Annotated in this window: 27 protein-coding genes; 17 read left to right on the forward strand and 10 right to left on the reverse strand. The window is 59.3% G+C overall.

Annotation, left to right across the window (positions count from 1 at the left end; genetic code table 11):
- The first annotated feature begins 191 nt into the window (after positions 1-191).
- Together DWW73_RS08000 and DWW73_RS08005 are read left to right on the forward strand one after the other, a co-directional pair.
- Positions 192-968 carry a hypothetical protein gene (locus tag DWW73_RS08000; protein ID WP_117779260.1) on the forward strand — a complete coding sequence of 259 codons (777 nt, stop codon included), beginning with the start codon at positions 192-194 and terminating at the stop codon, positions 966-968.
- Positions 969-1,159: 191 nt separating this feature from the next.
- Positions 1,160-1,366: a hypothetical protein gene (locus DWW73_RS08005; protein WP_117564436.1), complete on the forward strand. Its 207-nt coding sequence runs from the start codon at positions 1,160-1,162 to the stop codon at positions 1,364-1,366.
- A 108-nt stretch (positions 1,367-1,474) separates the two neighbouring features.
- Here the strand turns inward: DWW73_RS08005 and DWW73_RS08010 are convergent, their stop codons facing one another.
- From DWW73_RS08010 to DWW73_RS10205, 3 genes are all read right to left on the reverse strand, one after another.
- Positions 1,475-2,389 carry a ketopantoate reductase family protein gene (locus DWW73_RS08010; protein ID WP_229057805.1) on the reverse strand — a complete coding sequence of 305 codons (915 nt, stop codon included), beginning with the start codon at positions 2,387-2,389 and terminating at the stop codon, positions 1,475-1,477.
- 117 nt (positions 2,390-2,506) lie between these two features.
- Positions 2,507-2,701 carry a hypothetical protein gene (locus tag DWW73_RS10200; protein ID WP_117735311.1) on the reverse strand — a complete coding sequence of 65 codons (195 nt, stop codon included), beginning with the start codon at positions 2,699-2,701 and terminating at the stop codon, positions 2,507-2,509.
- Between the two features lie 102 nt (positions 2,702-2,803).
- Positions 2,804-3,277 (reverse strand): cyclase family protein, encoded by a 474-nt coding sequence (locus DWW73_RS10205; RefSeq protein ID WP_199413490.1) that lies wholly within the window; start codon positions 3,275-3,277, stop codon positions 2,804-2,806.
- Positions 3,278-3,323: 46 nt separating this feature from the next.
- Between DWW73_RS10205 and DWW73_RS10380 the strand changes: the two genes are divergently transcribed.
- From DWW73_RS10380 to DWW73_RS08045, 7 genes are all read left to right on the forward strand, one after another.
- Positions 3,324-3,734 (forward strand): aldo/keto reductase, encoded by a 411-nt coding sequence (locus tag DWW73_RS10380; protein WP_255413125.1) that lies wholly within the window; start codon positions 3,324-3,326, stop codon positions 3,732-3,734.
- 16 nt (positions 3,735-3,750) lie between these two features.
- On the forward strand, positions 3,751-4,632 hold the full coding sequence (locus DWW73_RS10385; RefSeq protein WP_255413126.1) for an aldo/keto reductase: 882 nt from the start codon (positions 3,751-3,753) through the stop codon (positions 4,630-4,632).
- A gap of 90 nt (positions 4,633-4,722) precedes the next feature.
- Positions 4,723-5,742, forward strand: a complete 1,020-nt coding sequence (locus DWW73_RS08025; protein WP_233509170.1) for a Gfo/Idh/MocA family protein — start codon at positions 4,723-4,725, stop codon at positions 5,740-5,742.
- A 144-nt stretch (positions 5,743-5,886) separates the two neighbouring features.
- On the forward strand, positions 5,887-6,753 hold the full coding sequence (locus DWW73_RS08030) for a deoxyribonuclease IV (RefSeq protein ID WP_117779262.1): 867 nt from the start codon (positions 5,887-5,889) through the stop codon (positions 6,751-6,753).
- 147 nt (positions 6,754-6,900) lie between these two features.
- Positions 6,901-7,761, forward strand: a complete 861-nt coding sequence (locus DWW73_RS08035; RefSeq protein ID WP_117635438.1) for an ABC transporter substrate-binding protein — start codon at positions 6,901-6,903, stop codon at positions 7,759-7,761.
- Between the two features lie 117 nt (positions 7,762-7,878).
- Positions 7,879-9,240 (forward strand): ABC transporter permease subunit, encoded by a 1,362-nt coding sequence (locus DWW73_RS08040; protein ID WP_233503153.1) that lies wholly within the window; start codon positions 7,879-7,881, stop codon positions 9,238-9,240.
- A 12-nt stretch (positions 9,241-9,252) separates the two neighbouring features.
- Entirely contained in the window at positions 9,253-10,005 is a 753-nt protein-coding gene (locus DWW73_RS08045; protein ID WP_055251428.1) for an amino acid ABC transporter ATP-binding protein, read from the forward strand.
- Between the two features lie 116 nt (positions 10,006-10,121).
- On the opposite strand, the gene DWW73_RS08050 is transcribed toward DWW73_RS08045, so the two are convergent.
- Entirely contained in the window at positions 10,122-10,541 is a 420-nt protein-coding gene (locus DWW73_RS08050) for a flavodoxin (protein ID WP_117735786.1), read from the reverse strand.
- A 46-nt stretch (positions 10,542-10,587) separates the two neighbouring features.
- On the reverse strand, positions 10,588-11,292 hold the full coding sequence (locus tag DWW73_RS08055; RefSeq protein WP_117735785.1) for a DUF3793 family protein: 705 nt from the start codon (positions 11,290-11,292) through the stop codon (positions 10,588-10,590).
- A gap of 174 nt (positions 11,293-11,466) precedes the next feature.
- Here DWW73_RS08055 and DWW73_RS08060 point away from each other — a divergent pair, with 174 nt between their 5' ends.
- Positions 11,467-11,850: a heavy-metal-associated domain-containing protein gene (locus DWW73_RS08060; protein WP_117635436.1), complete on the forward strand. Its 384-nt coding sequence runs from the start codon at positions 11,467-11,469 to the stop codon at positions 11,848-11,850.
- A 26-nt stretch (positions 11,851-11,876) separates the two neighbouring features.
- Here the strand turns inward: DWW73_RS08060 and DWW73_RS08065 are convergent, their stop codons facing one another.
- Together DWW73_RS08065 and DWW73_RS08070 are read right to left on the reverse strand one after the other, a co-directional pair.
- On the reverse strand, positions 11,877-12,302 hold the full coding sequence (locus tag DWW73_RS08065; RefSeq protein ID WP_233502621.1) for a hypothetical protein: 426 nt from the start codon (positions 12,300-12,302) through the stop codon (positions 11,877-11,879).
- Positions 12,295-13,800 (reverse strand): DNA repair protein, encoded by a 1,506-nt coding sequence (locus tag DWW73_RS08070; RefSeq protein ID WP_117779263.1) that lies wholly within the window; start codon positions 13,798-13,800, stop codon positions 12,295-12,297. Before DWW73_RS08070 ends, DWW73_RS08065 begins: the two co-directional genes overlap by 8 nt.
- 223 nt (positions 13,801-14,023) lie before the next feature.
- Between DWW73_RS08070 and DWW73_RS08075 the strand changes: the two genes are divergently transcribed.
- The 4 genes from DWW73_RS08075 to DWW73_RS08090 all read left to right on the forward strand — a co-directional run bounded on the left by DWW73_RS08075 (position 14,024) and on the right by DWW73_RS08090 (position 18,245).
- Positions 14,024-14,548: an iron-containing alcohol dehydrogenase gene (locus DWW73_RS08075; protein WP_158563804.1), complete on the forward strand. Its 525-nt coding sequence runs from the start codon at positions 14,024-14,026 to the stop codon at positions 14,546-14,548.
- Between the two features lie 199 nt (positions 14,549-14,747).
- Entirely contained in the window at positions 14,748-16,442 is a 1,695-nt protein-coding gene (gene pgi / locus DWW73_RS08080) for a glucose-6-phosphate isomerase (protein ID WP_117779265.1), read from the forward strand.
- Between the two features lie 237 nt (positions 16,443-16,679).
- On the forward strand, positions 16,680-17,522 hold the full coding sequence (locus tag DWW73_RS08085; RefSeq protein ID WP_199413491.1) for a Cof-type HAD-IIB family hydrolase: 843 nt from the start codon (positions 16,680-16,682) through the stop codon (positions 17,520-17,522).
- 63 nt (positions 17,523-17,585) lie between these two features.
- Positions 17,586-18,245, forward strand: a complete 660-nt coding sequence (locus DWW73_RS08090; protein WP_369833051.1) for an HAD family hydrolase — start codon at positions 17,586-17,588, stop codon at positions 18,243-18,245.
- Between the two features lie 264 nt (positions 18,246-18,509).
- Here DWW73_RS08090 and DWW73_RS08095 read toward each other — a convergent pair whose 3' ends face one another.
- Together DWW73_RS08095 and DWW73_RS08100 are read right to left on the reverse strand one after the other, a co-directional pair.
- Positions 18,510-19,292: a TatD family hydrolase gene (locus tag DWW73_RS08095; protein WP_089573023.1), complete on the reverse strand. Its 783-nt coding sequence runs from the start codon at positions 19,290-19,292 to the stop codon at positions 18,510-18,512.
- Positions 19,293-19,306: 14 nt separating this feature from the next.
- The gene (locus DWW73_RS08100) at positions 19,307-20,104 is read right to left on the reverse strand and encodes a ThiF family adenylyltransferase (RefSeq protein ID WP_117779268.1); all 798 of its coding nucleotides are present in this window, start codon (positions 20,102-20,104) and stop codon (positions 19,307-19,309) included.
- A 179-nt stretch (positions 20,105-20,283) separates the two neighbouring features.
- Here DWW73_RS08100 and DWW73_RS08105 point away from each other — a divergent pair, with 179 nt between their 5' ends.
- The 3 genes from DWW73_RS08105 (at position 20,284) to ettA (ending at position 23,123) form a co-directional block, all read left to right on the forward strand.
- The gene (locus tag DWW73_RS08105) at positions 20,284-20,562 is read left to right on the forward strand and encodes an autorepressor SdpR family transcription factor (protein ID WP_117635429.1); all 279 of its coding nucleotides are present in this window, start codon (positions 20,284-20,286) and stop codon (positions 20,560-20,562) included.
- Complete coding sequence (locus DWW73_RS08110) at positions 20,555-21,259, forward strand: SdpI family protein (RefSeq protein ID WP_117779269.1); 705 nt, start codon at positions 20,555-20,557, stop codon at positions 21,257-21,259. The genes DWW73_RS08105 and DWW73_RS08110 overlap by 8 nt, the downstream gene beginning before the upstream one ends.
- Before the next feature lie 184 nt (positions 21,260-21,443).
- Positions 21,444-23,123: an energy-dependent translational throttle protein EttA gene (gene ettA / locus DWW73_RS08115; RefSeq protein WP_117779270.1), complete on the forward strand. Its 1,680-nt coding sequence runs from the start codon at positions 21,444-21,446 to the stop codon at positions 23,121-23,123.
- 61 nt (positions 23,124-23,184) lie between these two features.
- Here the strand turns inward: ettA and DWW73_RS08120 are convergent, their stop codons facing one another.
- Entirely contained in the window at positions 23,185-24,492 is a 1,308-nt protein-coding gene (locus DWW73_RS08120) for a hypothetical protein (RefSeq protein ID WP_147343549.1), read from the reverse strand.
- Positions 24,493-24,568 lie beyond the last annotated feature (76 nt).

Genomic DNA, 24,568 nt, shown 5'->3' on the forward strand with positions numbered 1-24,568 from the left:
CAGGGTTTTTGGCATGCTTTATGCATTCGAGTTGTGGAAAACTCCTGTTGAGAGGATGTGAGTTTTACGCAATTGACGTGCGCCTTTTGAGTAAAACCGCAGGTCGCGATTTGCTCGGGGTACTATGCAGCGCGATTAAATCACACGCAGCTCACACGCAGCAAAAACGCACTACGGAGGTTTCCAGCTACATGAGGATCGATTCACGAAAACCGAAAGCCGCCGCCCTTTCCGCCGCTCTGACCGTGGCACTTTTGGCGGGCGCCGGCGCAACTGATGCCCACGCGGCGACACTATCCGATACGGTCGGATCAACGCCGTCCGAGGCGACGCTGGTGCAGCCCGTTGACTACCGCGGCGACGGTTATGGCTCTATGCAGGAGTGGAACGCCTCGATGGGGGCAAAGCGCGATTCCCTGGAGATGCGCGCTCAGATCATTATGAATATGTATGGCGACTATGCTACCGATGACGAGCGCGCTGTGTTGCAGGGCTGCATCGACGGTGCGGGTAGCCTGTTGACGATGGGGGAGGTCGACGCTAAGTCGACCGAGCTCGACGAGCTTCGCTCTACGCTTGAGGATGCCAAGCGCGAGGCGCTCGAGGCTGCCGCAGCCGAAGCCGAGGCCGCCGAGGCCGTTCAGGCTTCATATTGCAACGCCGGCTCCGGCTCATCTTACACGTCTGCTGCGTATTACGCGAACGGCTCGGGTCTGACGCGCTTGAGCGGCGTCAATAACTATAACGGCCGCCGCGAGACTTATTACAGCAGCAACGTGTTGTATCACCACCGCACGGGCGAGTGGACGCAGGATTCCGAGGGCTTTTGGCGCGATTCCGATGGTTACTACGTCGTTGCCGCGGGCGATAAGGCCCAAGGCTCTACGTTTACCGGTTCCAAGGGCGAGTGCAAGGTCTATGACTCCGGCTGCGCTGCCGGAACCACCGACTACTATACCGGTTGGTAATCTGCCATCAGAGCAAAATAGGCACATGATGGGCGGGCGTCTTTGCTGAGCTTTTAGGCAACGTAAAGCCGCCCTTTCTTTATGTGCGTTTGAGTTAACAGAGCCCTTACCGTGGCGGTACGCTGGGCGTATGCATGCGGGGCACACTGGTTCATGAGAAATAAGGTCTTTCTCGTGGAGGAAGTGGTCTCATGAACGCTCGAGATATCGCTATCGCCGCCGTCGCATTGGTACTTGGCTGTCTTGGCCCTACAGCTGCGTTTGTCGCAGGCATGCAGGGCTCGTGCGGGGCTGCTCCTATTGTGGTCGGCGCGCTCATCGCAGCAGCGCTGCTGGGAAGTGCGGGCGTGACCCTTTGCCGCGATGACGAGGACGAGACGCCGCAGGTGCGGCGCTAGCCGTTGTGAAGCTGGTTTTGCCCATAGATGAAGAAGGAAGCCGCCGCAAGGGGAGTGCCCTTTGCGGCGGTTTTTGCTATTGAGACTGTTGGATGCGGTACGGCGGCGTTACCAGCTGGCCTCGATTTCGCGGATGCGCGAATAGAGCCATTCGTTTTGCGGCACCTGGATACCGTGCTTGGCCGCGAGGCGGCAGATGGTACCCGCAAATTCCTCGACCTCGGTTCTGCGTTGAGCGATGCGGTCTTGCGCCATCGAGGGCATGCCGGCGGGATCGAGCCCTTTTATGAGACGCACCATCTGCGTTAGGTCTGCCTCGGTGAGCTCGATGCCCTCGGCATTGGCGACTGCAAGCGTCTCGCGCATGGCGGAGACAAAACTGCGGAGCTGCTCGGAGCCCTGCTCCGTAGCGCTTCCGTAGGTGCCGCCGTAGGCCATACAGGTCTGGTTGATGCCGTCGTTGAGCATGAGTTTGGCCCACATGCGATGTGCGATGTCGTGCTCGACGGTATGGGCGATGCCGCAACGCGTGTAGAGCTCGTCGATGGCGATAACGGTTGCGGGGTCGGTGCCCGCTGCCGCACCAAAGCGGATCTCGCCGGCATTGGTATAGGTGAGCTCCCCGTTGAGGAATACGGCGTCCATGCCCTGGCAGATACCAAGGACGGTGTGCTCCCAGCCAAAGCGCTCGGCAATCTTCTGCTCGCTCGTGATGCCGTTGCACAGCGACGCGATCAGCGTGTCGGGTCCCACGACGCTTTCCAGGGTTTTGAGCGCCACATCGAGCCCGGTTGTCTTGACCGTGAGGATGACCAGGTCGACGGGCGTCGCCTCGCTCGCGCGGACGGACTTGAGCGCGCAGGGCTTGCCGTTGACGGTGAGCGCATCACCCGCGTGGCGCTCAAAGCGCGCGTCGTCCATAACGTATTCGACAGCGTCGTTGCCGAGCGCTTGGGCGATCATGCTGCCGTAGAGCAGGCCCACGCCGCCCTTGCCGATGAAGGCGACCTTGTTGATCTGCATGTGAATCATCTCCCCATAAAAAGGCGCCCGCGTATGGGGCGCCTGATGGATTGTATGCCGCCGGGCCATGTCGCGTGCACCGGATGGTCGTATTTAGAAGAACAAACGCATGGGAACTTATGACGCGGGGCAGACCGCAAAGACACGTGCGGGATATCCGACGCCATCACGCACCTTGGGGAAGGTGCAGAAGATGACGGCGCCCGTGGCGGGAAGCTCGTCTAGATGGTCCATGACCTCGATCTGATAGCGGTCGACCGAGAGGATGTACTGTTCGCCGGGGTAGGGGTAGGCGTCCTCACGCGTGGTCACGCTCGCCGGGTCGGTGTCAGCCGGCTCGTGGCCGATGGCGCCGATGTCGCGCTCTTCAACGAGCCACTTGATGGCGCCGAGGTCCCAGCCGGGGTAGTGGGGCTAGCCGTCCTCGTCCTTGTTCTCGAGGTCGGCGAGCTTGGACCAGTCGGAGCGGAAGGCGACGAAAGCGTCCTCGGGAATGCGACCGTGCTCATCCTCCCAGGCTTTGAGGTCCTCGATGGTCAGGATAAAGTCGGGATTCGCGGCGCACTCCTCATGCTTGTCGATCACGCAGAGCGGATGCATAAACTCGATGGGTTCAATCTCTCCAAGGGAACGACCCTCGACATGGAAGTGGCGCGGTGCGTCGACGTGGGTGCCGTACTGCGAGGCGACCGAATACTGGAAGCAACGCATGGGCGCGAGCATGTCCTCGGGCGTGCCGGGCAGGTAGTCGAAGAGCTTGGTGGACTCAAATGGCTTAAAGCCAAACCAGTGCGGGGTGTCGCATGAGAGCGTGTGGGTGAGGTCGACCCAGCGATAATCGTTGCTTTTGAGCTGGGAGGCGAGGTTCCAAAGGTCGAGCGCGGGCATGGGCGGCTCCTTTCATCGGGCTTTTTGCTGATGTTAAAGCGGTGTCGTGACGGCTCGATTTCTGCTGCGTTACGATACGTTCTCGATTGCGATTCCACGATGTTTCGGTCGCGTGACCATTGTGTTTCGTCTTGCCGGGGCGCTGATGGCGAAAGGAGGGGCCGTGCAATACCGCGTTGACCCCAAAAGTGGTAACCGAATATCTGCTCTGGGTCTGGGCTGCATGAGATTTCCCGGTGCGCCGGGACACCCCGATGCGAAGACGGCCGATGCCATCATTTCCCGTGCGGTGGAACAGGGGATTAATTATCTGGATACTGCGTATCTTTATCCCGGTAACGAGGTGTGCGTGGGCGCCTCACTTGAGCGCTTGGGGCTGCGTGACCGGGTGTTGCTGGCGACTAAGTTGCCGCACGCTTCGTACAAATGTGCGGAGGATTTCGACCGCTTTTTTTGACGAGCAACTGCACCGTTTGCGGACCGACCATATCGACTACTACCTTATGCACAACATTACCTCGCCCGCCCAGTGGGAGCGCGTGGTGGCGTTGGGCATCGAGGACTGGATTGCGCACCAAAAGGCTGCGGGGCGTATTCGCCAGATAGGTTTTTCGTACCACGGCAGTGCGGCGGACTTCCTCACGATGCTTGACGCGTATGACTGGGATTTTTGCCAGATCCAGTACAACTACGCTGGAGAGCGCTACCAAGCGGGAACGGCGGGACTTATAGCAGCCGCCGAGCGCGGGCTCGCGGTGTTTGTGATGGAACCGCTTTTGGGCGGACGCCTGGCGGGCAAGCTGCCTCCGCGGGCCCGCGCCGTGCTCGATGACGTACGCGATCCGTACCTGAAGACGCCGGCTGCTTGGGGCCTTTCGTGGGTGTGGAACCATCCTCAAGTCACGATGCTGCTTTCGGGCATGACCGATACCGCGCAGGTGGACGAGAACGCGGTGCTGGCCGATCGGGCCCTGCCGGATTCGATGACAGCCGCTCGGCTCGATACCATCGCACGCGTGCTGGCGGAGTTTGAAAAATCGAATCGCGTGCCCTGCACGGGATGCGGCTACTGCATGCCATGTCCCAAGGGTATTAACATTCCCGGCTGCTTTGCCGCTTACAACGCGAGCTATGCGCACAGCTGGTTTACGGGGCTGTCGCAATACTTTACGGCGAGCGCGGTGCGCACGAGCGAGCCCAAGCTCGTGAGCAATTGCGTCAAGTGCGGCAAATGTGCGCGTCACTGCCCGCAACACATCGATGTCCCCGAGCGTCTCGACGATGTGCGCCGACGTTTCCAGCCTGGCCCCGTAACGGCTGCGCTTAAAGCCTTTTGCAAAACGCGCTCCTCATGACCCTTTTATAACTTGCGGTGGAATAGTTCCTGTTTGCGGCAGAATGGGGCTTAAACAGGAACTATTCCACCGCAACTGAAGGGGGCTGTCGTGGGCCATCGGGATTCATGTGATGATTTGCGCGAGGTTCGTTGGGGCGTTTTGGGCGCTGGGCACATTTCGCATCGATTTGCATCGTCGCTCAAGGAGGTGGACGGGGCGCGGCTTGTGGCTGCCGCCGGTCGCGCCCCTTCTCATGTTGAGGAGTTTTGCAGGGCGTTTTCGATTGATGCCGCGCACAGCTATGCCACGACTGACGATAGCGGCGATGCGGCTTATGATGCGCTGATTGCCGACCCCGATGTCGACGCAATCTACTTGGCTCTTCCACATGGCATGCATGCGCATTGGGTCTGTCGGGCACTGCGCGCGGGAAAGGCCGTGCTGTGCGAAAAACCGGCCGTTTTGAGTGAGGAAGAGGCTCTATCGATTGCCTCCACCTCTCGCGAGCGCGGCGTACTGTTTATGGAGGCGATGAAGAATCGGTTTTGTCCGATGCATACTCGCGTGAAGGGTTTGCTTACGTCGGGCGAGCTTGGCCGTATCGTCTCGATCGAAAGCGTGCAAAAACTCGATTATGGTCAGCCGCCTTCGAGTTATCTGCTCGATCCGTTGCAGGGTGGCTGTCTATATGACATGGGCTGCTACGCGGTCGGGTGGTTTGAGGATCTTCTTGCGGGTGCGTGCGATGTTTCGTCTCGTGAAGTTCGCTGGCGTGACGTATCGGGTGGCCGCGTGGATTGGGCCGATGAGATCCATATGAGTGTCGGCGGTATACCCATTCATATGGTGTGCGACGGCAAAGCAGCATATGAAAGCCGCTTAATGATTGCCTGCGAACGGGGTTCGGTGGAAATCGAGCGCCTCCATCGCCCCGAGCTCGCCCATGTGAAGTACTCCGACGGACGAATGCTCGAAACTAATGCCCCGTTTGAGGTCGATGATTTCTACGGCGAAATTCAGCATGCGACGCAGCTCGTCCAGACGGGAGAGCTTGAAAGCCCCGTTATGCCTCTTGCCGCCACGCAGCGCTGCGCGCAGATTATCGATGCGATTCGCTTGACGCTCTAGGCTGCGGTGCTGGTGCTCAAGGGGGCTCGGCGGACCTTGCCCCTGATGCCCCTTTTATATCTTGCGGTGGAATACGGTCTGTTTGCGCCAAAATAAGGCACCAATAGACCGTATTTCACCGCAACTGATGAGGGGGAGTTGGAGATGCTAACGATCGGGTGTCATCTTTCGACGACGAAGGGCTATCGGGCAATGGGGGAGACGGCGTTGTCCATTGGTGCCAATACCTTTGCGTTCTTTACGCGCAACCCGCGCGGTGGCAAGGCAAAAGACCTTGACATGGATGACGTGGCGGCTCTGCGCGAGCTTATGGCGCAAAACGACTTTGGACCGCTAGTGGCGCATGCCCCGTATACCTATAACCCCTGCTCCGCTAAGGAGCGGGCGCGGGAGTTTGCCTTGGAGGCTGTGGCGGAAGATTTGCAGCGTCTGGAAGCACTGCCCGGCAACTACTACAACTTCCATCCCGGTGCGCATGTGGGACAGGGGGCAGACGCCGGCATTCAGATGATTCTCGACACGCTGTGCCAGGTGATGTTTGAGGGACAGCAGACGACGGTATTGCTTGAGACCATGGCGGGCAAGGGCACCGAGGTGGGCCGTAGCTTTGAAGAGCTGGCGCGCATTATCGAGGGCGTTGCCGCCAAGTGCCCGGAGCTGTCCGATAAGCTGGGCGTTTGTTTGGACACCTGCCATGTGAGCGATGCTGGCTACGACATCATCCATGACCTGGACGGCGTACTCGACGAGTTCGACCGCGTGGTGGGTATCGAGCGCTTGCGCGCCGTGCATATCAATGACTCCAAGAACCCCTGCGGCGCCCATAAGGATCGCCACGAGTGCATCGGCAAGGGCTACCTGGGTAGTGAAGAGTTTGGCGGCGGTATGCAGGTTATGCAGAATATTGTATCGAATAGCCGCTTGCGTGCACTTCCATTTATTTTGGAGACGCCGAACGAACTTGCAGGTTATGCAGCTGAAATCAAACTGTTAAGGTCATTGCAGCAGTAATGACTGTTGCTAAGTGGAGTATTCCATTCACGTTATGGGTTTGTTTCAATCAGTTTTCTCATTGCAGATTCGTAATTCCGGGTGCATAATAGCCAACAGTTTTTGCAGACCTCTGAATCAAACGGGGTCACTGGAAGGAGACTGATTATGAAGCTCAAGAAGCTTGGCGCGTTTGCAGCCACGGGCGCCATGGCGCTCGCTCTTGCACTGACGGGCTGTGGTTCGTCCAACGCCACCTCTGGTTCCGATGCCGGTTCCAGCAGCTCTGACAACGCGAAGGTCGAGAAGGTCGACGGCTCCAAGGAGTATGCACTCGTCAAGGACGGTACGCTCACCGTCGGCACCTCTGCCGAGTACGCTCCGTTTGAGTACAAGGATGACAACGGCGATTATCAGGGCTTTGACCTTGAGCTCATCAAGGCTATCGGCGACAAGCTGGGCCTGGATGTCGAGTATGTCAACAATGACTTTGACACGCTGGTTCCGGGCGTCGCTTCGGGCGCCAAGTATGATGTTTCCATCGCGGCTATCACCGACACGCCCGAGCGTGAGAAGGAAGTCACTTTCTCTGATTCCTACTACATGGACGATCAGGCTATCGTGACCAAGGTCGATAACACCGACATCACGGCCGACAACTACAGCGAGAAGCTCAACAACGCCGACGCTACCATCATCGTCCAGTCTGGCTCGACCGCCGAGGCCTTTGCCCAGGAGAACTTCCCCAAGGCCAAGATTGTTCCCTACAAGGACGCCACCGAGTGCTTCAGCGCCCTGCAGTCCGATAAGGGTGACGCCGTGGTGACCAACCGCTCCGTCGCCAGCCAGCTGACCGCCGAGCAGTTCAACACCTGCCAGACCATCAAGCAGATCAGCACCGGCGAGGAGTACGCCATCGCCATCAACCAGGGCAACACTAAGCTCAAGGACGACGTCAACCAGGCCATCAAGGACCTGACCGACGACGGTACCGTCGACGCCCTCATGGCTAAGTACAACATCAAGTAAAATAACTACTTGATTGCGCGCGGGCCCTTTCCGTTTTGCGGAGAGGGCCTTTGCGCTTCTCTTGACGGAGAGCGTTTCCGTCTCGTTTTGCCGGCAACTTCTACGATAGGAGCCACCTTGTCTCGACTGAACAAAGGGGCCGCTGAGCAGCGTTTTCCACTGCCCGTCTTGCTCCAAAAGCTAGCCTGCGTCATGGCCGTGGCGCTCGCGCTGGTGTGCGCGGGGGCATATGCGCCCACGACCGCCCAGGCGCTTGAGACCGCAAAGATTACCGCCCGACCCAACACCGGTTCGGGCAGCGATGTGGTCGGCGGCACCGAGACGCGCATTACCTGGGAAGTTCAGGCCGATGCCGACGAGGAGCTGAGCGGTCTTTCTTTGACGTTTGTCGACGGCACGACGTTTGGTACCGATGACACGCGATTGACGATGCTCTCGGGCGAGGACCTCATGGATCGTACGCCCATGAAACCCACGTGCAAGGCTGACGGCCAGACGCTCAAGATTGACTTTGGCGAGACGGCGCCTGCCGGCGGCTTTTTCCGTGTCGAGGTTTACGGCGTGACCTTCCCCGTCGAGGGCGGCGATGAGGCCTTTAGCGGCACCTATACGCTCGCCGACGGGTCGACCAAGAAGATCTCCAAGATTCCGTCGGTGGAGATCAAGGGCGTGACGGCCTTCGATAACTTCTTGGCCGACCTTAAAGAGCAGCCGTGGGTCGAGGCCTGGAACTCCAACATGTTCCTTCGCCTGTTCCTGAACCCGGTCATTTTGGTCCAGAGCCTGCCGATCGTCTTCAAAGGCTTCCTCATGTCGCTCTCGATCGTGCTCGTGGCGTTTCCGCTGGCAATTCCCTTTGGCTTTGCCTTGTCGCTCATGCGCATCTCCAAGTCGCGCATCCTGCGTTGCCTTGCCGGCATCTATGTGAATATCATCCGTGGTACGCCGGCGTTCCTGCAGATCTATATTGCATTCTTTGGCCTGCCGCTTGCCGGCGTCAAGGTTGACGACTATGTGCTGGGCGTCATCGTCATGGCCATGAACTCGTCCGCCTACCTGTGCGAGATCTTCCGTGCCGGTATTCAGTCGATCCCCAAGGGCCAGAACGAGGCTGCGCGCTCGCTGGGCATGAACGCCTTCCAGACACTGCTCTACGTTATGATTCCGCAGACGTTCCGCAATGTCCTGCCTACGCTGACCAGCGAGTTTATCCTGCTTTACAAGGATACGTCGCTGCTCGCGGCCGTGGGCGTGGTCGAGATCGTCATGAACGCCCGCACCATCGTGGCCACGACGGGCTCTATTACACCGTACGTGGTTGCCGCCCTGTTCTATCTGGTCATCACCCTGCCGCTCGCTCGCTTGGTGAGCGGCCTTGAGGCGAGGCTTTTGGGCACGGCCGAAACTAAGAAGAAGCGTCCCGCCAAGAGCGCCGGACAGGTCGTCGCGACGCCCGCCGATCACATCGCCGGTCTGTAAGGAGGTCCTATCATGAGCGAAACCAATAACTCGAACGAGGTCGTCGTCAGCATCAAGAACCTCCAGAAGGCCTTTGGCGATAACGTGGTCCTGCGCGATATCGATCTGGATGTGCACAAGGGCGAGGTCGTCGTAGTTCTGGGTCCCTCGGGCTCGGGTAAGTCGACGATGCTTCGCTGCATCAACCGTCTTGAGCATCCCACGAGTGGCTCGATTGTCGTTGAGGGTGTGGACGTGTGCGCCAAGGGCGTCGATCTTAACAAGGTGCGCACGCATCTGGGTATGGTGTTCCAGCAGTTCAATTTGTTCCCGCACCTCTCAGTCAAAAAGAACGTCATGCTCGCGCAGCAGAAGGTGCTCAAGCGCAGCAAGGAAGAGGCCGAGAAAATTGCCGTCGAGGAGCTGACCAAGGTCGGTCTTGCCGAGCGTATCGACTTTATGCCGAGCCAGCTCTCGGGCGGTCAGCAGCAGCGCGTTGCCATCGCCCGCGCCCTGTCGATGAACCCGCACGTCATGCTCTTTGACGAGGCCACCTCGGCGCTCGACCCCGAGCTCGTGCGCGACGTCCTGGGTGTCATGCGCGACCTGGCACGCGACGGCATGACCATGATCGTCGTGACGCACGAGATGGGCTTTGCCCGCGATGTCGCCGACCGCGTCGTCTTTATGGACGGCGGCGTCATTGTGGAAGAGGGTACGCCGAGCGAGGTCTTCGACCACCCCAAGAGCGAGCGCACCAAGGCGTTCTTGGGAAATATCTCGTAGCCGGTTGATGTAACTGCCGTTACAAAAGAGCGGGGGCTGGACTTGAATCCAGCCCCCGCTCTTTTGTAGGGATGGGGATGCGCTGTGATACAGGCTCTTTTGGAGGCCTGGTTTCGTTACGCGAGCTCGGCTCCGAGGGCCTTGCAGGCCGCCTCGCCCTCATCGTCGGGCGCATCGTAGCAAATGACGGAGTCCACGACGTTGACGCCGGCCTCGTCGGCGTCGGCCTTCCAGTTGTCCATCCACTCGCCCTCGGCCCACGAATAGGAGCCAAAGAGGACGACCTTCTTGCCGCCGAGGGTCTCCTTGACCTCGTCCCACATAGGCTGAAACTCGTCATACTCAAGCTCCTCGGAGCCCATGGCGGGGCAGCCGAAGGCGAAGGCATCATATTCGGCGGCCTTGTCAGCAGAGAAGTCGGCGCAGGGGATGACCTCAGTCTCGGCACCCGCGGACGTGGCGCCTTCGGCGACGAGGTTTGCCATGGCCTCGGTGTTGCCCGTGCCGCTCCAGTAGACGACGGCGATCTTGCTCATGTTTTGTCCTTTCAGTTGTGCGGCAGGTTGCCGCGGCTTCTATGTTCTATCGGGTTGCCTGGGCAAGTTGCGCCAAGCTGCAGCCCTGCTGATAGACAAAGGTGAGGTATTGAGTGCAAGCGCGGTAGGCGTCAAACATCGCAAGCGCTTGCTCGACATCCGTGTAGACCTTCCAAGCTCCAAAGACCTTGTAGTTCTCGCCGCGCTGGACGATAAACTCGTGCACGTCGTCGTAGGGATATCCAAGGAAGTAGCCTATTTCGTGCGGAAACTCGCAGGTGCAGTCGTTGCTGCAGCTAGCTTGCTGGGGTAGTGCGCATCGAGTCTGGCTACAAGCGCATTCCGCGACGTTATTGCTCGCGAGCGTGATGCGTGATGCCAAATGCACAAGGCATGTCGAAAGGTCTCTCGTGTCGTAGCCTTCCGAGGCGAGCGCTGTTTGGGCGCGAGGGTCTGCGAAATAGGTGGCGAGGCTTTTGGCTCGGTACACGTACACGAGTGCTCCGCAGGGCCGCCAGACCAAAACACTCAGGTGGATGCCGAGCGGGTCAAGCTCGCGATTGCACTGGGCGATAACGTCGAGCAGGCGTGCTCGGCGTTCTGCGATGGTTTCGGTTGTGGTCGAGCCGTTCCCGTGGGCGTAGGTGCCTGGATAGGTAAAGAGCGATGCCGGCTTGATGCCCGCGAGCGTGGGGGAGCAGTTGCGCACGACCGCTGCCTGAAACGTTGGGATGTCTATGGTTCGAGTCACGGCGCTCCTTACGGATCTAAACTGTTAGCCTAGGAAAACTTATACACGAAAGTAAGCCATGGTCAACAAAAAAGTTTGAAGAGGGAAACTAATTGACCGAACAGACATGATTTTGGGTTAAGATGGGGACACCCCATGGGGGTATCTAGATAGTGCTACTTGAAAGGGGAGCGCATGAGTGACTTGCTCAACCCTGCGAATCTCATCGTGCTGGCCGTCATTGCCGTCGGCATGTTTTTTGGACTGCGTCGCATTGCCGCTTCGACACACGGGAAGAGTTGCTGCAGCGATGGTACGAGCGGCAAGAAGGCCAAAAAGGTTGTTGTGGTGGATACCGATGCGTCACACTATCCCTATAGCGATGAGCTGCTCATCGGCGGCATGAGCTGTGACGGCTGCGCTCAGAACGTAGCCAATGCCCTCAATGCGCTGGATGGCGTGTGGGCAACGGTGACGTATGCGGACCACACGGCACGCGTGCGCTCTAAGCAGCCGGTTGATCGTGGTGTCCTCGAGACGGCCGTGAAAGACGCGGGCTACTACGTCATGACGCTGTAAGCGCCGCCCTGGATGCGCTTCCTTGGCTAGGCTCGTCCGCGCAGTTCGATGTCTTGGATGTCGTCGAAGTCGATGGCGATGTCTCGGAGCTTGAGGAGCTTGAAGGCGGGGAGCGCCTCGTCGAGGATGCCGGTGCGGCTGCGATAGCCGTATGTATCGTAATAGGTGACACGAACCAAGTCGCCACGTTTGAGACCCTCGAGCTTTTTAGAAAGTACGAGGGCTTTTTCTTCCGTGAGCTCACGTTTTGACTCGACGGTGATTTCCTGCTTGCGCACGAGTTCGTAGTATCCCGTGAGGGCGGCAAAGGGCATAAACTGCGCGGCGCGGTTGGCGCGCACGGCACCGTTGGCAGTGAGCTTGGGGTCGGCGGCGCGGCGCCTGCCCTCGGGGTCCGCCAGGCGCTCGAAGGCGGTCGGCGGGCGCACGGGCTGTTGTTTGGGTTTAGGCACGGTGTCCTCCAACTTGGTCGTTGCGTTCGCGCGCGGTGGCGCCGGCGGTAAAGCTTAATCCCTTGACGAGCGCGTTCTTGCCGTACTTGCCTTTCACGGCCAGGACGGCGCGCGCCAGGTCGCGCTCGCGCTCATCGGCCTCGATATCGCTGAACAGATCGATGGTGGTAAATTCCTCGGGCATGAGGTTGCCAAATCCAAGGTTGATGCGCTTGACCGGTCGTTTGGGATCGACAGTCTGCGCCCAGAGCTCATCAAAATAGCCCATGATCTTCTTAAACGAGTTAGTGCGCTCGGGCAGCTTGCGCGAGGCGTTGGAGTGCGCAAAGAGTGCGGCATAGCCACCACGCGGTTTGCCGCCATGCTCTCCCACAAAGATGCCATCGATTGCCTGCGCTTCGCGCACCAGGCGACGCCTTTCGTCATCGCGCTGGACGGGCTTGGGAGCACGGGGCGCGAGCTCGGGGCCATCGGTCGCTGCGGGCTCGATGCCCGAGGTGCTCGAGCGCAGGTGTCCGCAGCCGTCTATATACTGCGCCGTGCCGCTGGCGTTGAGCCGGCGTATGTCGGCGCGCTCGCTCGCGTAGCCCACAAAGAGCGAGATGCTGTCGCAGACCACGTGCTTATCGACTAGATCCAACACGGCGTTGTCGACCATCTCGCGCAAGACGGTGTAGGCCTGCTCGTAGGCATAGCCCTTCGAGAGCACCTGTCCTGTGGTGGTCGAGGTCGCTTGCGGGCGATAGGCTTGGATATCGGCGATGGTTGTCGGCTCACGCCCGAAGGCGTGGTCGATAAGATATTCGGCATTGACGCCGAGTTCGTCGTAGAGCAGGTTCTCGTCGAGTGCGGCGACGCCCATCAGGTCGTAGACGCCGTATTTCTCGAGACGGGCCGCCACGCCGGGGCCGATGCCCCAGATGTCGGTGATGGGGCGATGGGGCCAGATCTCCTTGCGAAAGGTCTCGTCGTCGAGTGTGCCGATGCGACTGGGCACATGCTTGGCGGTGATATCGAGTGCTACCTTGGCCTGGAATAGGTTGGGGCCGATGCCGACCGTCGCCGTGATGCCGGTGCGCGCGAGGACCTCATCGCGCAACATACGGGCGAAGCCTTCCGCATCGGTGTGATAGAGGTCCAGATAGGGTGTCACGTCGATAAAGCACTCGTCAATTGAGTAGACGTGAACGTCTTGCGGACTGACGTATTCCAGGTAGATACCGTAGATCTGCGCCGACACCTCCATGTAGTGCTGCATGCGCGGTACGGCCTTAATGTAGTCGATACCATCGGGTATTTCGAACAGGCGACAGCGGTTGTGAATCCCTAGATCCTTCATAGCCTGCGTGATAGCGAGACAGATAGTCGTGCGTCCGCGCGATTCGTCGGCAACGACCAGGTTGGTGGTGAGCGGATCGAGCCCACGATCGACGCACTCGACGCTGGCATAAAACGTCTTGAGGTCGATGCAGATGTAGGTGTGCTGCTCGTGCGCCATCCGTGCCTCCCATCAAACACATGTTCTTATCGAATACCTGTTCGATAATACCTGCTCGACCGGACACCGTCAAAACCTGTCCCTCTTTGGCGGGTATGGTCGTGCGGCTGCATCGGGTTTTTAACGCAGCCCTAAAGAGCGCGAAACAGCTCGGAAAAGCTCGCTTCGTAGCATGAGGCTAACGATTGATGCCACCATAAAGCACGGAAGGGTTGTGGGGATAATGGTTAACTATGGGTTTGGTATGCCGACGCGCTTGGTTGCGGATGGGGACGTGGCTCGCTGGTGCGGGCGATTGGTTGCCCACTATGGCGGCACCAAGACACTGGTGGTGCTGGGCGGTGACAAGCATACGCGCGATGAGCTTGTCTCGGCGGCGCTCGGCTCGCTTGATCGAGCTCTGCTCGAGCGCGCGCTATTTCGCTGCGGCTCGGTCGAGGGCGACGGGGGAGACGAGCTGATCGACGAAGCCGTGGCCCTGGCGACCGACGAAGGCGTGGACTTTGTCCTGGCGATCGGCGATGCCGATACGGCGGGCTTTGCGCGCGAACTCGCTCGTCGCATGGCCGTGCTCGATGCCGGCGAGGACGGCTTTGTTCCCTACGGATGCATCGTCTCCGAGGGAAAAGTGCCCGCCGTTGTGGGTGCCGGCGAGGTTCCCGTTTTCGCCATCATCGCTCCCGAACTGCTGGAGGGTATCGGCTCGCCCTTGCGCGAGCTGCTCGGCAGTGTGTGCGCCGCGGCCTAATATTTACCATAAAGGGATAGGTTATTTTTGGTTGGTAAAGCGTTTGACCTGCCAAAATAAACCTGTCCCTTTTTGGTCGGTTGCCGTTGGGGGGCGGATTGGCAACGCTCGCTGATTGTAGTCTTGACCTGCGCTAGAATAGGACTATCTGATTATCCGGGCGCATGGAGGCTTGCGCCCGTATGCTGAGGAGGACTTTATGGCAACTGTTGCCGCACCTATCGACGCTACGTCGACCGCCGCTTGGAAGGCGCTCGAGGCTCATCAGGAGAAGCTCGAGGCCGAGGGTATCGACCTCAAGGCCTGGTTCGCCGCTGACGCCGACCGCGTGAACAAGCTGAGCTTTGACGCCGGCGACCTTCACTTCGATCTGTCCAAGAACCTGGTGACCGATGAGACCGTCAAGCTGCTGTGCGATCTTGCCCGCGAGGTGAAGCTCGAGGAGCGCCGCGACGCCATGTTCTCCGGCGAGCACATCAACACCACCGAGGACCGCGCCGTCCTGCACACCGCGCTGCGCCGTCCGGCAAGCGAGAAAGGCCAGCTTATCGTCGACGGCCAGGATGTCGTCGCCGACGTGCACGAGGTCCTCGATCGCATGTATGCCTTCGCCGAGCGCGTGCGCTCCGGTGAGTGGAAGGGCGTTACCGGCAAGAAGATTGAGCACCTGGTGTCCATCGGCATCGGCGGCTCCGATCTGGGCCCGGTCATGGCTTACGAGGCCCTGCGTCCCTATGCCGACGCCGGTATCGACTGCCGCTATATCTCCAACATCGACCCCAACGACCAGGCCGAGAAGCTCAAGGGTTTGGATCCCGAGACCACGCTCGTGATCATCGTCTCTAAGACCTTCACCACGCTCGAGACCCTCACCAACGCCCGCGAGGTCAAGACCTGGATGCTCGAGCAGCTCAAGACTCAGGGCGCCATCGATGGCTCCGATGAGCAGAACGCCGAGGCTGTTGCAAAGCACTTCGTCGCCGTTTCCACCGCACTCGACAAGGTCGAGGCTTTCGGTATCGACCCGGCCAACGCCTTTGGTTTCTGGAACTGGGTCGGCGGCCGCTACTCCGTCGACTCCGCCGTGGGCCTGTCGCTGATCGTCGTGCTCGGCCCCGAGCGTTTCCAGCAGTTCCTTGAGGGCTTCCACGCCATCGACGAGTACTTCTGCAACACTCCGCTCGAGAACAACGCCGTCGCGCTGATGGGTCTGCTCAACGTCTGGTACGTCAACTTCTTCGGTTCCAAGAGCCACGCTGTGCTTCCGTACTGCCAGTATCTGCACCGCTTCCCGGCCTACCTGCAGCAGCTCACCATGGAGTCCAACGGCAAGCATGTCCGCTGGGACGGCAGCGCCGTGACCTCCGATACCGGTGAGATCTTCTGGGGCGAGCCCGGTACCAATGGTCAGCACGCCTTCTACCAGCTGCTGCACCAGGGCACCGTGGTGGTCCCGGCCGATTTCATCGCCTTTGCCAACACTGCCAACCCCGCAACCGACAGCGGCCAGGATGTCCACGAGCTGTTCCTAGGCAACTTCCTGGCTCAGACCAAGGCGCTCGCCTTTGGTAAGACGGCCGATGAGGTGCGCGCCGAGGGCACGCCCGAGCAGATCGTCCCGGCCCGCTGCTTTGAGGGCAACCGTCCGACGACTTCGATCTTCGGTGACACGCTGACCCCGTTCGCACTCGGCGAGCTCATCGCCCTGTACGAGCACATCACGTTTGTCGAGGGCACGGTCTGGGGCATCGACTCCCACGACCAGTGGGGCGTTGAGCTGGGCAAGCAGCTTGCCAAGCAGATCACCCCGGCCTTCCACGACGACGCCGCCAAGGCCGAGCAGGACGCTTCGACTCAGGCGCTCATCGAGTTCTACCGCGCTCACCGCAAGTAGGATTCGCTGCGATAAGTAACGCATAGTAGGCAAGGGCCCGTATCCGTTGGGATGCGGGCCCTTTGCTATTTGGATAGGATGGAATGTATCGGGAGGCGCCTCGACGGGCATCGCAATCGTCGAAGGCGCGCCGTTCATGTTTGGGACAATATGACATTTTCCCCGTTGCAAACAGCGCCGCCGTGGGTGTTCTGTATGATGGCTCAGACAAGGTTGTTCAATGACAGGGAGGCATATATGGCAATCAAAGCCATCGCAATGGATATCGACGGTACGCTCACCAACGACCAAAAGGTCATCAGCCCGCGTACGCGCGAGAAACTGCTCGCGGCTCAGGAGTCGGGCATTAAGCTCATCTTGGCTTCGGGTCGCCCCGCATGGGGGCTGCACGCCTTGGCGCAGGAGCTCGACCTTCAGAACCATGATGGTCTGCTAGTTGCCTTTAATGGCGCGCATGTGGTCGACGCTCAGACCGATGAGGTGCTGTTCGATCAGGCTATGCCTGCCGACGAATTGCATCGCCTGATTGATCACCTGCGCAATTTCGACGTGATTCCCATGATCTCGCTCGGTCGGGACCTGCACGTCGTGGACTCGTATCGCTGCATGATCACACTGCCGGACGGTTCGCAGAAGAATATTGTCAAGTATGAGCGCGATGCGTGCGACCTTAAGATCCGTGAGGTCGAGAGCTTGCATGAGGTTGTGGACGCTTATCCCGTGGACAAGCTGCTGACGGCAGGCGACCCGGCCTACCTACAGGCGCATTACGAGGAGATGTATGCGCCCTTTACCCAGACGCTTTCGGGCATGTTTACGGCCGACTGGTACTTTGAGTACACGGCGCCCGGTATCGACAAGGCCCGCGCGCTCGAGGGTGCCCTGCCCAAGCTCGGTATCGATGCCAGCGAGGTCGTCTCGTTTGGCGATGGCCAGAACGACAAGTCCATGATTGAGTGGGCGGGTACCGGTGTTGCCATGGGCAACGCCGTCGATGAGGTTAAGGCGGTAGCCCAGATGGTGACCGCCAATAACAACGAAGACGGTATTGCAGTGGCGCTGGATAAGCTGCTGGGCTAGAATCGCCGATAATGCATGGTTCGGGCGCCTGCTTACAGGCGCCCTTTTGTTAGGGAGGGTGCCGTGTCCGCATTTCCGTTCGACGCCGTTATCTTTGACATGGACGGTGTCATTGTCGATACCGAGTATTACTATCTGGGCGAGACTGCCGCGTTTGCCAAGGAGCTTGGGTTGAACCTGACCCAAGAGGAGTTGAACGGGCAGGTCGGTACCTCGCATCAGTTCTTTCTCCACATGCTGGTCGATTGGTTTGAGCGTGCCGGTAAGGGACATTTTACTGGCGAGGAGGCGTTGGCCCGTTGGGATGAGTGGGCGCATAAACGTCCGCGCGACTATCAGACTTTGATTAACCCAGGCGCCGTGGATACGATTCGAGAGCTGCCGCGCCGCGGCGTTCGCGTGGCGCTTGCTAGCTCGTCGCCCATGGATAGCATCGAGGAAGTACTCAATGCGTGCGGGCTGTCGGATGCCTTTGAGTATGTGGTGAGCGGCGAGCAGTTTAAGGAGAGCAAGCCCGAGCCCGACATCTACCTGCATGCGCTTGACCTACTGGGGCTGCCCGCGAATCGCTGCTGCTGCGTTGAGGATTCGGTGCCTGGCATCACCGCTGGCAAGCGAGCCGGCCTGACAGTTATTGCCAAGCGCGAGGAGCGCTTTGGCTTTAGCCAAGATGCCGCGGACAAGATTATCGACCAGCTGCCCGAGCTGCTTGAGCTTTCTTAGGGAGTCTGTTGGAGGCTCTTTAGGGGTTCGTGGACAAAAAATGCCAAATATGAGTACTGTCACTATTTTAGTAACAGCGAAATTAAGCTTTTGAGGCCCTAGTTGAATGTCCGAGAGCGATAAAAGCCTGTTATACGCGGCTTTAGCCATGCTAAAACACCCTGATAATGAACGGTTGTGCATTATCAGGGTGTTGTTTTGTCGCAAAATGATGTGACTAGCTTTGCAACAGTACTCATATTTGGCATTTTTTGCCCACCGGGATCAGCGGAAGTCAAATATGGAGCGCGAATTTCCTAAAACGGTCGATTCGACGCTCTCCTCGGCGCAGTTTTTAAGTTCGGCGATGTGCAGGGAGGCGCTTTTTAGCGATGTGATGAGCTGTCGCGCGCTTGCATCTGCTTGCGGTTCGGCTGGAGCGTCGGTTTCGAGCAGCAGACGGTCGAGTGGAATCTGTCGGGCGTATTCACGACCGCGCTTGGTAGCGAGCATCCGCTCGTTCACGGAAAAATAGCAGCCTGCGTTTCGCGTACGGACGAACTCGTTCGAGGTGCCGCTAAACCAGTGAAAGATGATGGCGGGGGAGTTGGGGCTTGGGGTGAGTAATCCATATGACTCAAGGGCGTCCAGTACGGTTCCTGCTGAACGAACAGCGTGAATTGATATCACGCGCCCGGCGAGAGGGTGCTGCACGAGTGCATCGCAGAGACGGTCAAGTGCCTGTATTTGAAGCGGTTCGCTTCCGGCAAAGCGCGCAGAAAAGTCGAGTCCTACCTCGCCGATATAGCGCTCTTGGTCAGCAACTTCGCAAAGCAGATTGACTTCGGCAGGACCGCAGCGGCCGTCGGCGAGCCACCAGGGATGGAGGCCGGCGCCCGCGATAATGTTTGGGTATCGGCTGGCCCGCTTTTTTGCTGCCGCGAAGTCGCGTGGGTCGACCCCGCAGTCAAAGAGCCCCAGACCCAACGCCGCCGACTCACTGGCTGCAGCATCGGGGCTGAGCATCAAATCAAGATGACAATGCGTGTCAAAGAATCGCGGTTCCATCGCAGGGCATCCTGCTAGTCCAAGCGCTGGCCATCGGCGCGCACGCGCTCGCACCCGCGCCCGCTGATCTGGCGGATAACCTCGCCGGCAATCATCTGACCCATGATGGGCGGCATAAAACTGGCAGTTCCCAGCTCGGTGCGCTCGTGGATGTTGGAAGGGTCGCGGGGTTGGGTTTTAACCGATTCCTCGCAGCTAAACAGCACGTGCAGGCTCTTGATTCCGCGCTTCTTACATTCTTTGCGCATAATGCGGCTCATGGGGTCACGTACCGTATCGAAGATGTCGGCAAAGCGGAGGCACTCGGGATGGAGCTTGTTGGCCCCGCCCATGGAACTGACCAAACGGATGTCGTGGTCCTGAGCATATTTGGCAATGGTGAGCTTGGCCGAGATGGTGTCGATGGCGTCGACGACGTAGTCGAGCTTGCCACCCGTCTGCTCCAAAACGCTCGCGAAGAAATCATCGATGTTGTCGCTCAGCAGGTATTCGGTGCGCTTGATAACGGTGGCAGCGGGATTGATGTCGTTGATCATGGCTTCCATCACGTCCACCTTGCGCTTGCCGATGGTGCTATGAAAGGCGATGGCCTGTCGATTGATATTGCTGGGCGCGACGATATCCTTGTCCAGAATCACAAAATGACCGATGCCGCCGCGGGCAAGTGCCTCGCAGCAGTTGGAGCCCACGCCTCCACAGCCGAGTATCAGCACCGTGGCGTTGGCGAGCTTGTCGAGTGCCTCGCGGCCCATGATGATCTCGAGCTTGGTGTCGCGTGTCTCGTTGGGAGTTGCGGCTGTGGTTTCGGTCATAGACATCCTCCGATGGGGAAGCAAATCGTGTTTTGGCTATCGCCATTATAGGTAATCGCCCATAGGTTGCGATGGCGCTTACTTTGATGTGGTTTGAAGCATTTCGATTAGATAGTTAGACAAACATCTAAATATCGAGTATAGTGTGCGCGTCATGAGGGGTGCTGAGAGGAGGTCTTATGCCGGGAGAGGGTTTTAAGGCGCTGGCCGATCCTACGCGGCGGCGCATTTTGGAACTGCTGCGCGAGGGCAATTGCACGGCGGGGGAGCTTGCCAAGCATTTCGATATCAGTAAGCCGTCGCTGAGCCATCACTTGGCGACGCTTAAAAACGCCGGGTTGGTGACCGACGAGCGCCATGGCCAAAACATCGTATACAGCTTAAACACCACCGTCATGCAGGATTTAATTGGCTGGTTTATGGGTTTTACAAACAATGAAGGTGATAAGGATGAATAACGAAAACAAGGGCATTCACCCCACAGGGGTATCGTCGCGCGTGTGGATTGCGCTGGTCGCTCTGTGCGTCGCCAATGTCGTAGCGCACCTCATGGTGATGCCGAGCTTGCCTGCGCAGATTCCCACGCACTGGGGCGCGAACGGCGCTGTCGACGGTTGGGGTCCTAGCTGGATGGCCTCCGCGCTCGGCGTGCTGCCTCTGGCGCTTCTCGCAATGTTCTGCGTGGTGCCGCGCATCGATCCCAAAGGTGAGGCATATCGAACCTCGGGTAAGTTCTATCAGGGCTTCGTAATTGCCTTCACCTTGTTCATGTGCGCCATAAGCTGGCTGGGAGAGCTTACGGTCTGGGGCGTGGTGCCGGCGGTCGGTTCGGTCAACGTGCTGATTTCCGGTGCTGTCGGTTTGCTGTTCATCGGCGTAGGCAACTACTTGCCGCGTGTGAAGCAGAACTATACGCTCGGTATCAAGACGCCCTGGGCGCTTGCCGATCCCGAGAACTGGCGCCGTACGCAGCGCTTTGGCGGTGCCTGCTTTATGGTGCTGGGTGTTGGCCTGATTGTGATGGGCGTGGCGGGCAGCGTGCTTTCGAGTGAAGTCGTCGCCGCGGTGATTGCGGCTCTGGCGTTTGGTTCGGCCGGAGCTGCCTACGCCTATTCGTATCTGCTGTGGCGTAAATCGCAGCGAGCCGTTCGCTAAGGTTGCGGAAAACTAGCGTACGCAGTTCATAGTATGTTCCGGGGGACTTTTCCCAGGTAGTATTAGGGGGTGTGGGCAACCATGCCCCTTTTTCGTTAAGTTTCAGAGCTGGTTTTCTCATTTCGTTTCCACTAAAGCGAATCAAGAATAGGGAAACAGCAGGTAGAAAGGATAAAACAGGCAAATGGCAGAGTTTATCTACCAGATGTATCAGGCTCGTAAGGCCCATGGCGACAAGGTGATTCTTGACGACGTGACCCTGAGCTTCTACCCCGGTGCCAAGATCGGCGTCGTGGGTCCCAACGGCATGGGCAAGTCGACCCTGCTCAAGATCATGGCCGGTATCGAGGAAGTCTCCAACGGCGATGCCAGGCTTACCCCCGGCTACACCGTGGGCATCCTGCAGCAGGAGCCGCCGCTCGATGACGACAAGACCGTCATCGAGAACGTGCGCATGGCGTTTGGCGATATGATTGCCAAGGTCGATCGCTTCAACAAGATCGGTGAGGAGATGTGCGACCCGGATTGCGATATGGACGCCCTCATGGCCGAGATGGGCAAGCTCCAGGACGAGATCGACGCCGCCGACGGCTGGGATATCGATTCCAAGCTCGGTCAGGCCATGGACGCCCTGCAGCTGCCCGATTCCGACATGCCGGTCCACGTGCTTTCCGGCGGCGAGCGCCGTCGCGTGGCCCTGTGCAAGCTGCTACTCGAGGCTCCCGACCTGCTGTTGCTCGACGAGCCCACGAACCACCTGGATGCCGAGTCGATCCTGTGGCTCGAGCACTTCCTGCACAACTATCAGGGCGCGGTGCTTGCCGTCACGCATGATCGCTACTTCCTGGATAACGTTGCCGAGTGGATCTGCGAGGTCGACCGCGGCCACCTTTATCCCTACAAGGGCAACTACTCCACGTATCTGGAGACCAAGGCCGCCCGTATCGAGGCTCAGGGCAACCGCGACGCCAAACTCGCCAAGCGCATGGAGGCCGAGCTCGAGTGGGTACGCAGCTCGCCCAAGGCTCGCCAGGCCAAGAACAAGGCCCGTCTGGCTCGCTACGAGGAGATGGAGGCCGAGGCCCGCGCCAGCCAGAAGCTCGACTGGACCGACATCCGCATCCCTGTGGGCCCGCGTCTGGGCAACAAGGTGCTCGAGGCCCATCATCTGCACAAGGAGTTCGATGGCCGCGTGCTCATCGATGACCTTTCGTTCACCCTGCCGCGCAACGGCATTGTGGGCGTCATCGGCCCCAATGGTGTCGGTAAGACCACGCTGTTCAAGACGATTGTGGGCCTGGAGCCGCTGACTTCGGGCGAGCTCGAGGTGGGCGAGACCGTCAAGATTTCTTACGTCGACCAGAACCGTTCCGGCATCGACCCCGATAAGAACCTGTGGGAGGTCGTCTCGGACGGCCTGGACCACATGATGGTCGGCGAGACCGAGGTTCCGAGCCGCGCTTATGTGGCGAGCTTTGGCTTTAAGGGCCAGGACCAGCAGAAGCGCGCTGGCGTACTCTCCGGTGGCGAGCGCAACCGTCTGAACTTGGCGCTTACGCTCAAGCAGGGCGGCAACCTGCTGCTCCTCGACGAGCCCACGAACGACCTCGACGTCGAGACGCTGTCCTCGCTCGAAGCGGCGCTGCTTGAGTTCCCGGGCTGCTCGGTGGTCATTAGCCACGACCGTATGTTCCTGGATCGCGTCGCCACGCATATTCTGGCGTGGGAGGGCACCGACGAGAATCCGGGCAACTGGTATTGGTTCGAGGGCAACTTTGAGGCCTATCAGGCCAACCGTATCGAGCGCCTGGGCGAGGACGCAGCCCAGCCGCATCGTATTCACCGCAAGCTGACGCGCGATTAGTCGAGCTCAGGTGACCTAATGAGAAAGGGACGATAACCTTGAGGGTTATCGTCCCTTTTTGTTACTTGGTAGAAGGTTCGACTTTATCGATGGCCCAGGTGGCTCCGAGACCGCCGGTGGTGTTGCGGCGGATGCGCACGGTGACTTCGTGGCGCTCGCCGGCCTGCGTGTAGCGCAGGGGGAAGCTTGCGCGGTTTCGCGCGGCCTCGATGGTACCGCGCTCGCGGGCGATCCAGTAGTACTCGCCGACGATGCCGAGCGTGTCGGCGCCGTAGGGGAGATAGGTCGACAACTGGTGCAGAAGCGGGCCGGGGCAGAAGACCTCGGTTGCGAAATCGACGGGGAAGTCCTTGGGGATGGCGGGCGCTGCAGGTGCGGGGGCTGGGGCCGCTGCGGGTAGCGAAGCCGGTGCGGATGCGGGTATTTGGTCGCAAGCGGCGGCGGGCATGGATTCGATGACGGGTGCGGGCTCCGGCGTTACTTTCGGCTTGATCTCGGAATCTGCGGGCTTCACGGTGACGGGTGCGTCTGCAACTGCGGTTTCAACCTCAACCTGCGTCGCGTTCTCATTCTCGACGCTCGACTTTGCCTCGATGGGCGTGGATGCCATGGTGGTGATGCCAGCGTTGGCGTTCTCGGGGTCATAGACGACCGTAAGCGAGATGGCAGGCTGCGGCGTCTCGGGTTCCGGCGTCGACTCGGTAGCGTCTTGATCGGCGGACTCGTCGGGTTGATTGTCCTCGGCCTCGTCGCCAAAGACATCACTGTTTTGGAACGCAGGCGTCTCGGATTGGTCAGCGGCTTCTTCGGTTGTCGACTTGGGAGCCTCGTTGAGCTCCGCAGCGGCTTCCTGTTCTGACATGACTTCGGGATCGGTCATGGCGGCGATTTCGGTTTCGGCTTCTGCTGCCACCTCAATAGCGACTTCGATCTCTGTCTCGGGCTCGGGCTCCGGCACAGCTTCAACCGCGGCTTCTGGTTCGGGACGCTTAACGTGCTTGGGGCGTACAACCTTGAGGTCCTTCTCGCCGCGCTTTTTCTTTTTATAGGACTGCTTGGCTCCCTTGGCAGCCTTGGGCTTGTCCTCGCCCTTGGCAAGTGCGGCATCCCATGCCTCGTTGGCGATGACCGTGGCATACAGGCGACCGCCCTTAAAGACAGTCAGCTTAATGCAGTCGTCGAGTTCCTCGAGCAACTCGCGCGTGGACTCGAAGCCCAGGTCATAAGCAGTCATGTCGCCAACGGCGAGAGCCTCTTCGACCTGCGTCATAAACGTTTGCTTGCCACACCCAATCGCATCGCGCAGCAGGCGATACAGGTAGATGTGGTTGCCCAGCGAAAGCATGGGCCTAACTATTGTCTTGCTCATGGCAAATCTCCTCTTTACACATGTAAAGCATCTTACCATCGCATGGCGCTCGCCATGACGGCGCCCAAGGCAAACG

The sequence above is a fragment of the Collinsella sp. AF16-8 genome, assembly GCF_003462695.1.
Lineage (GTDB): Bacteria > Actinomycetota > Coriobacteriia > Coriobacteriales > Coriobacteriaceae > Collinsella.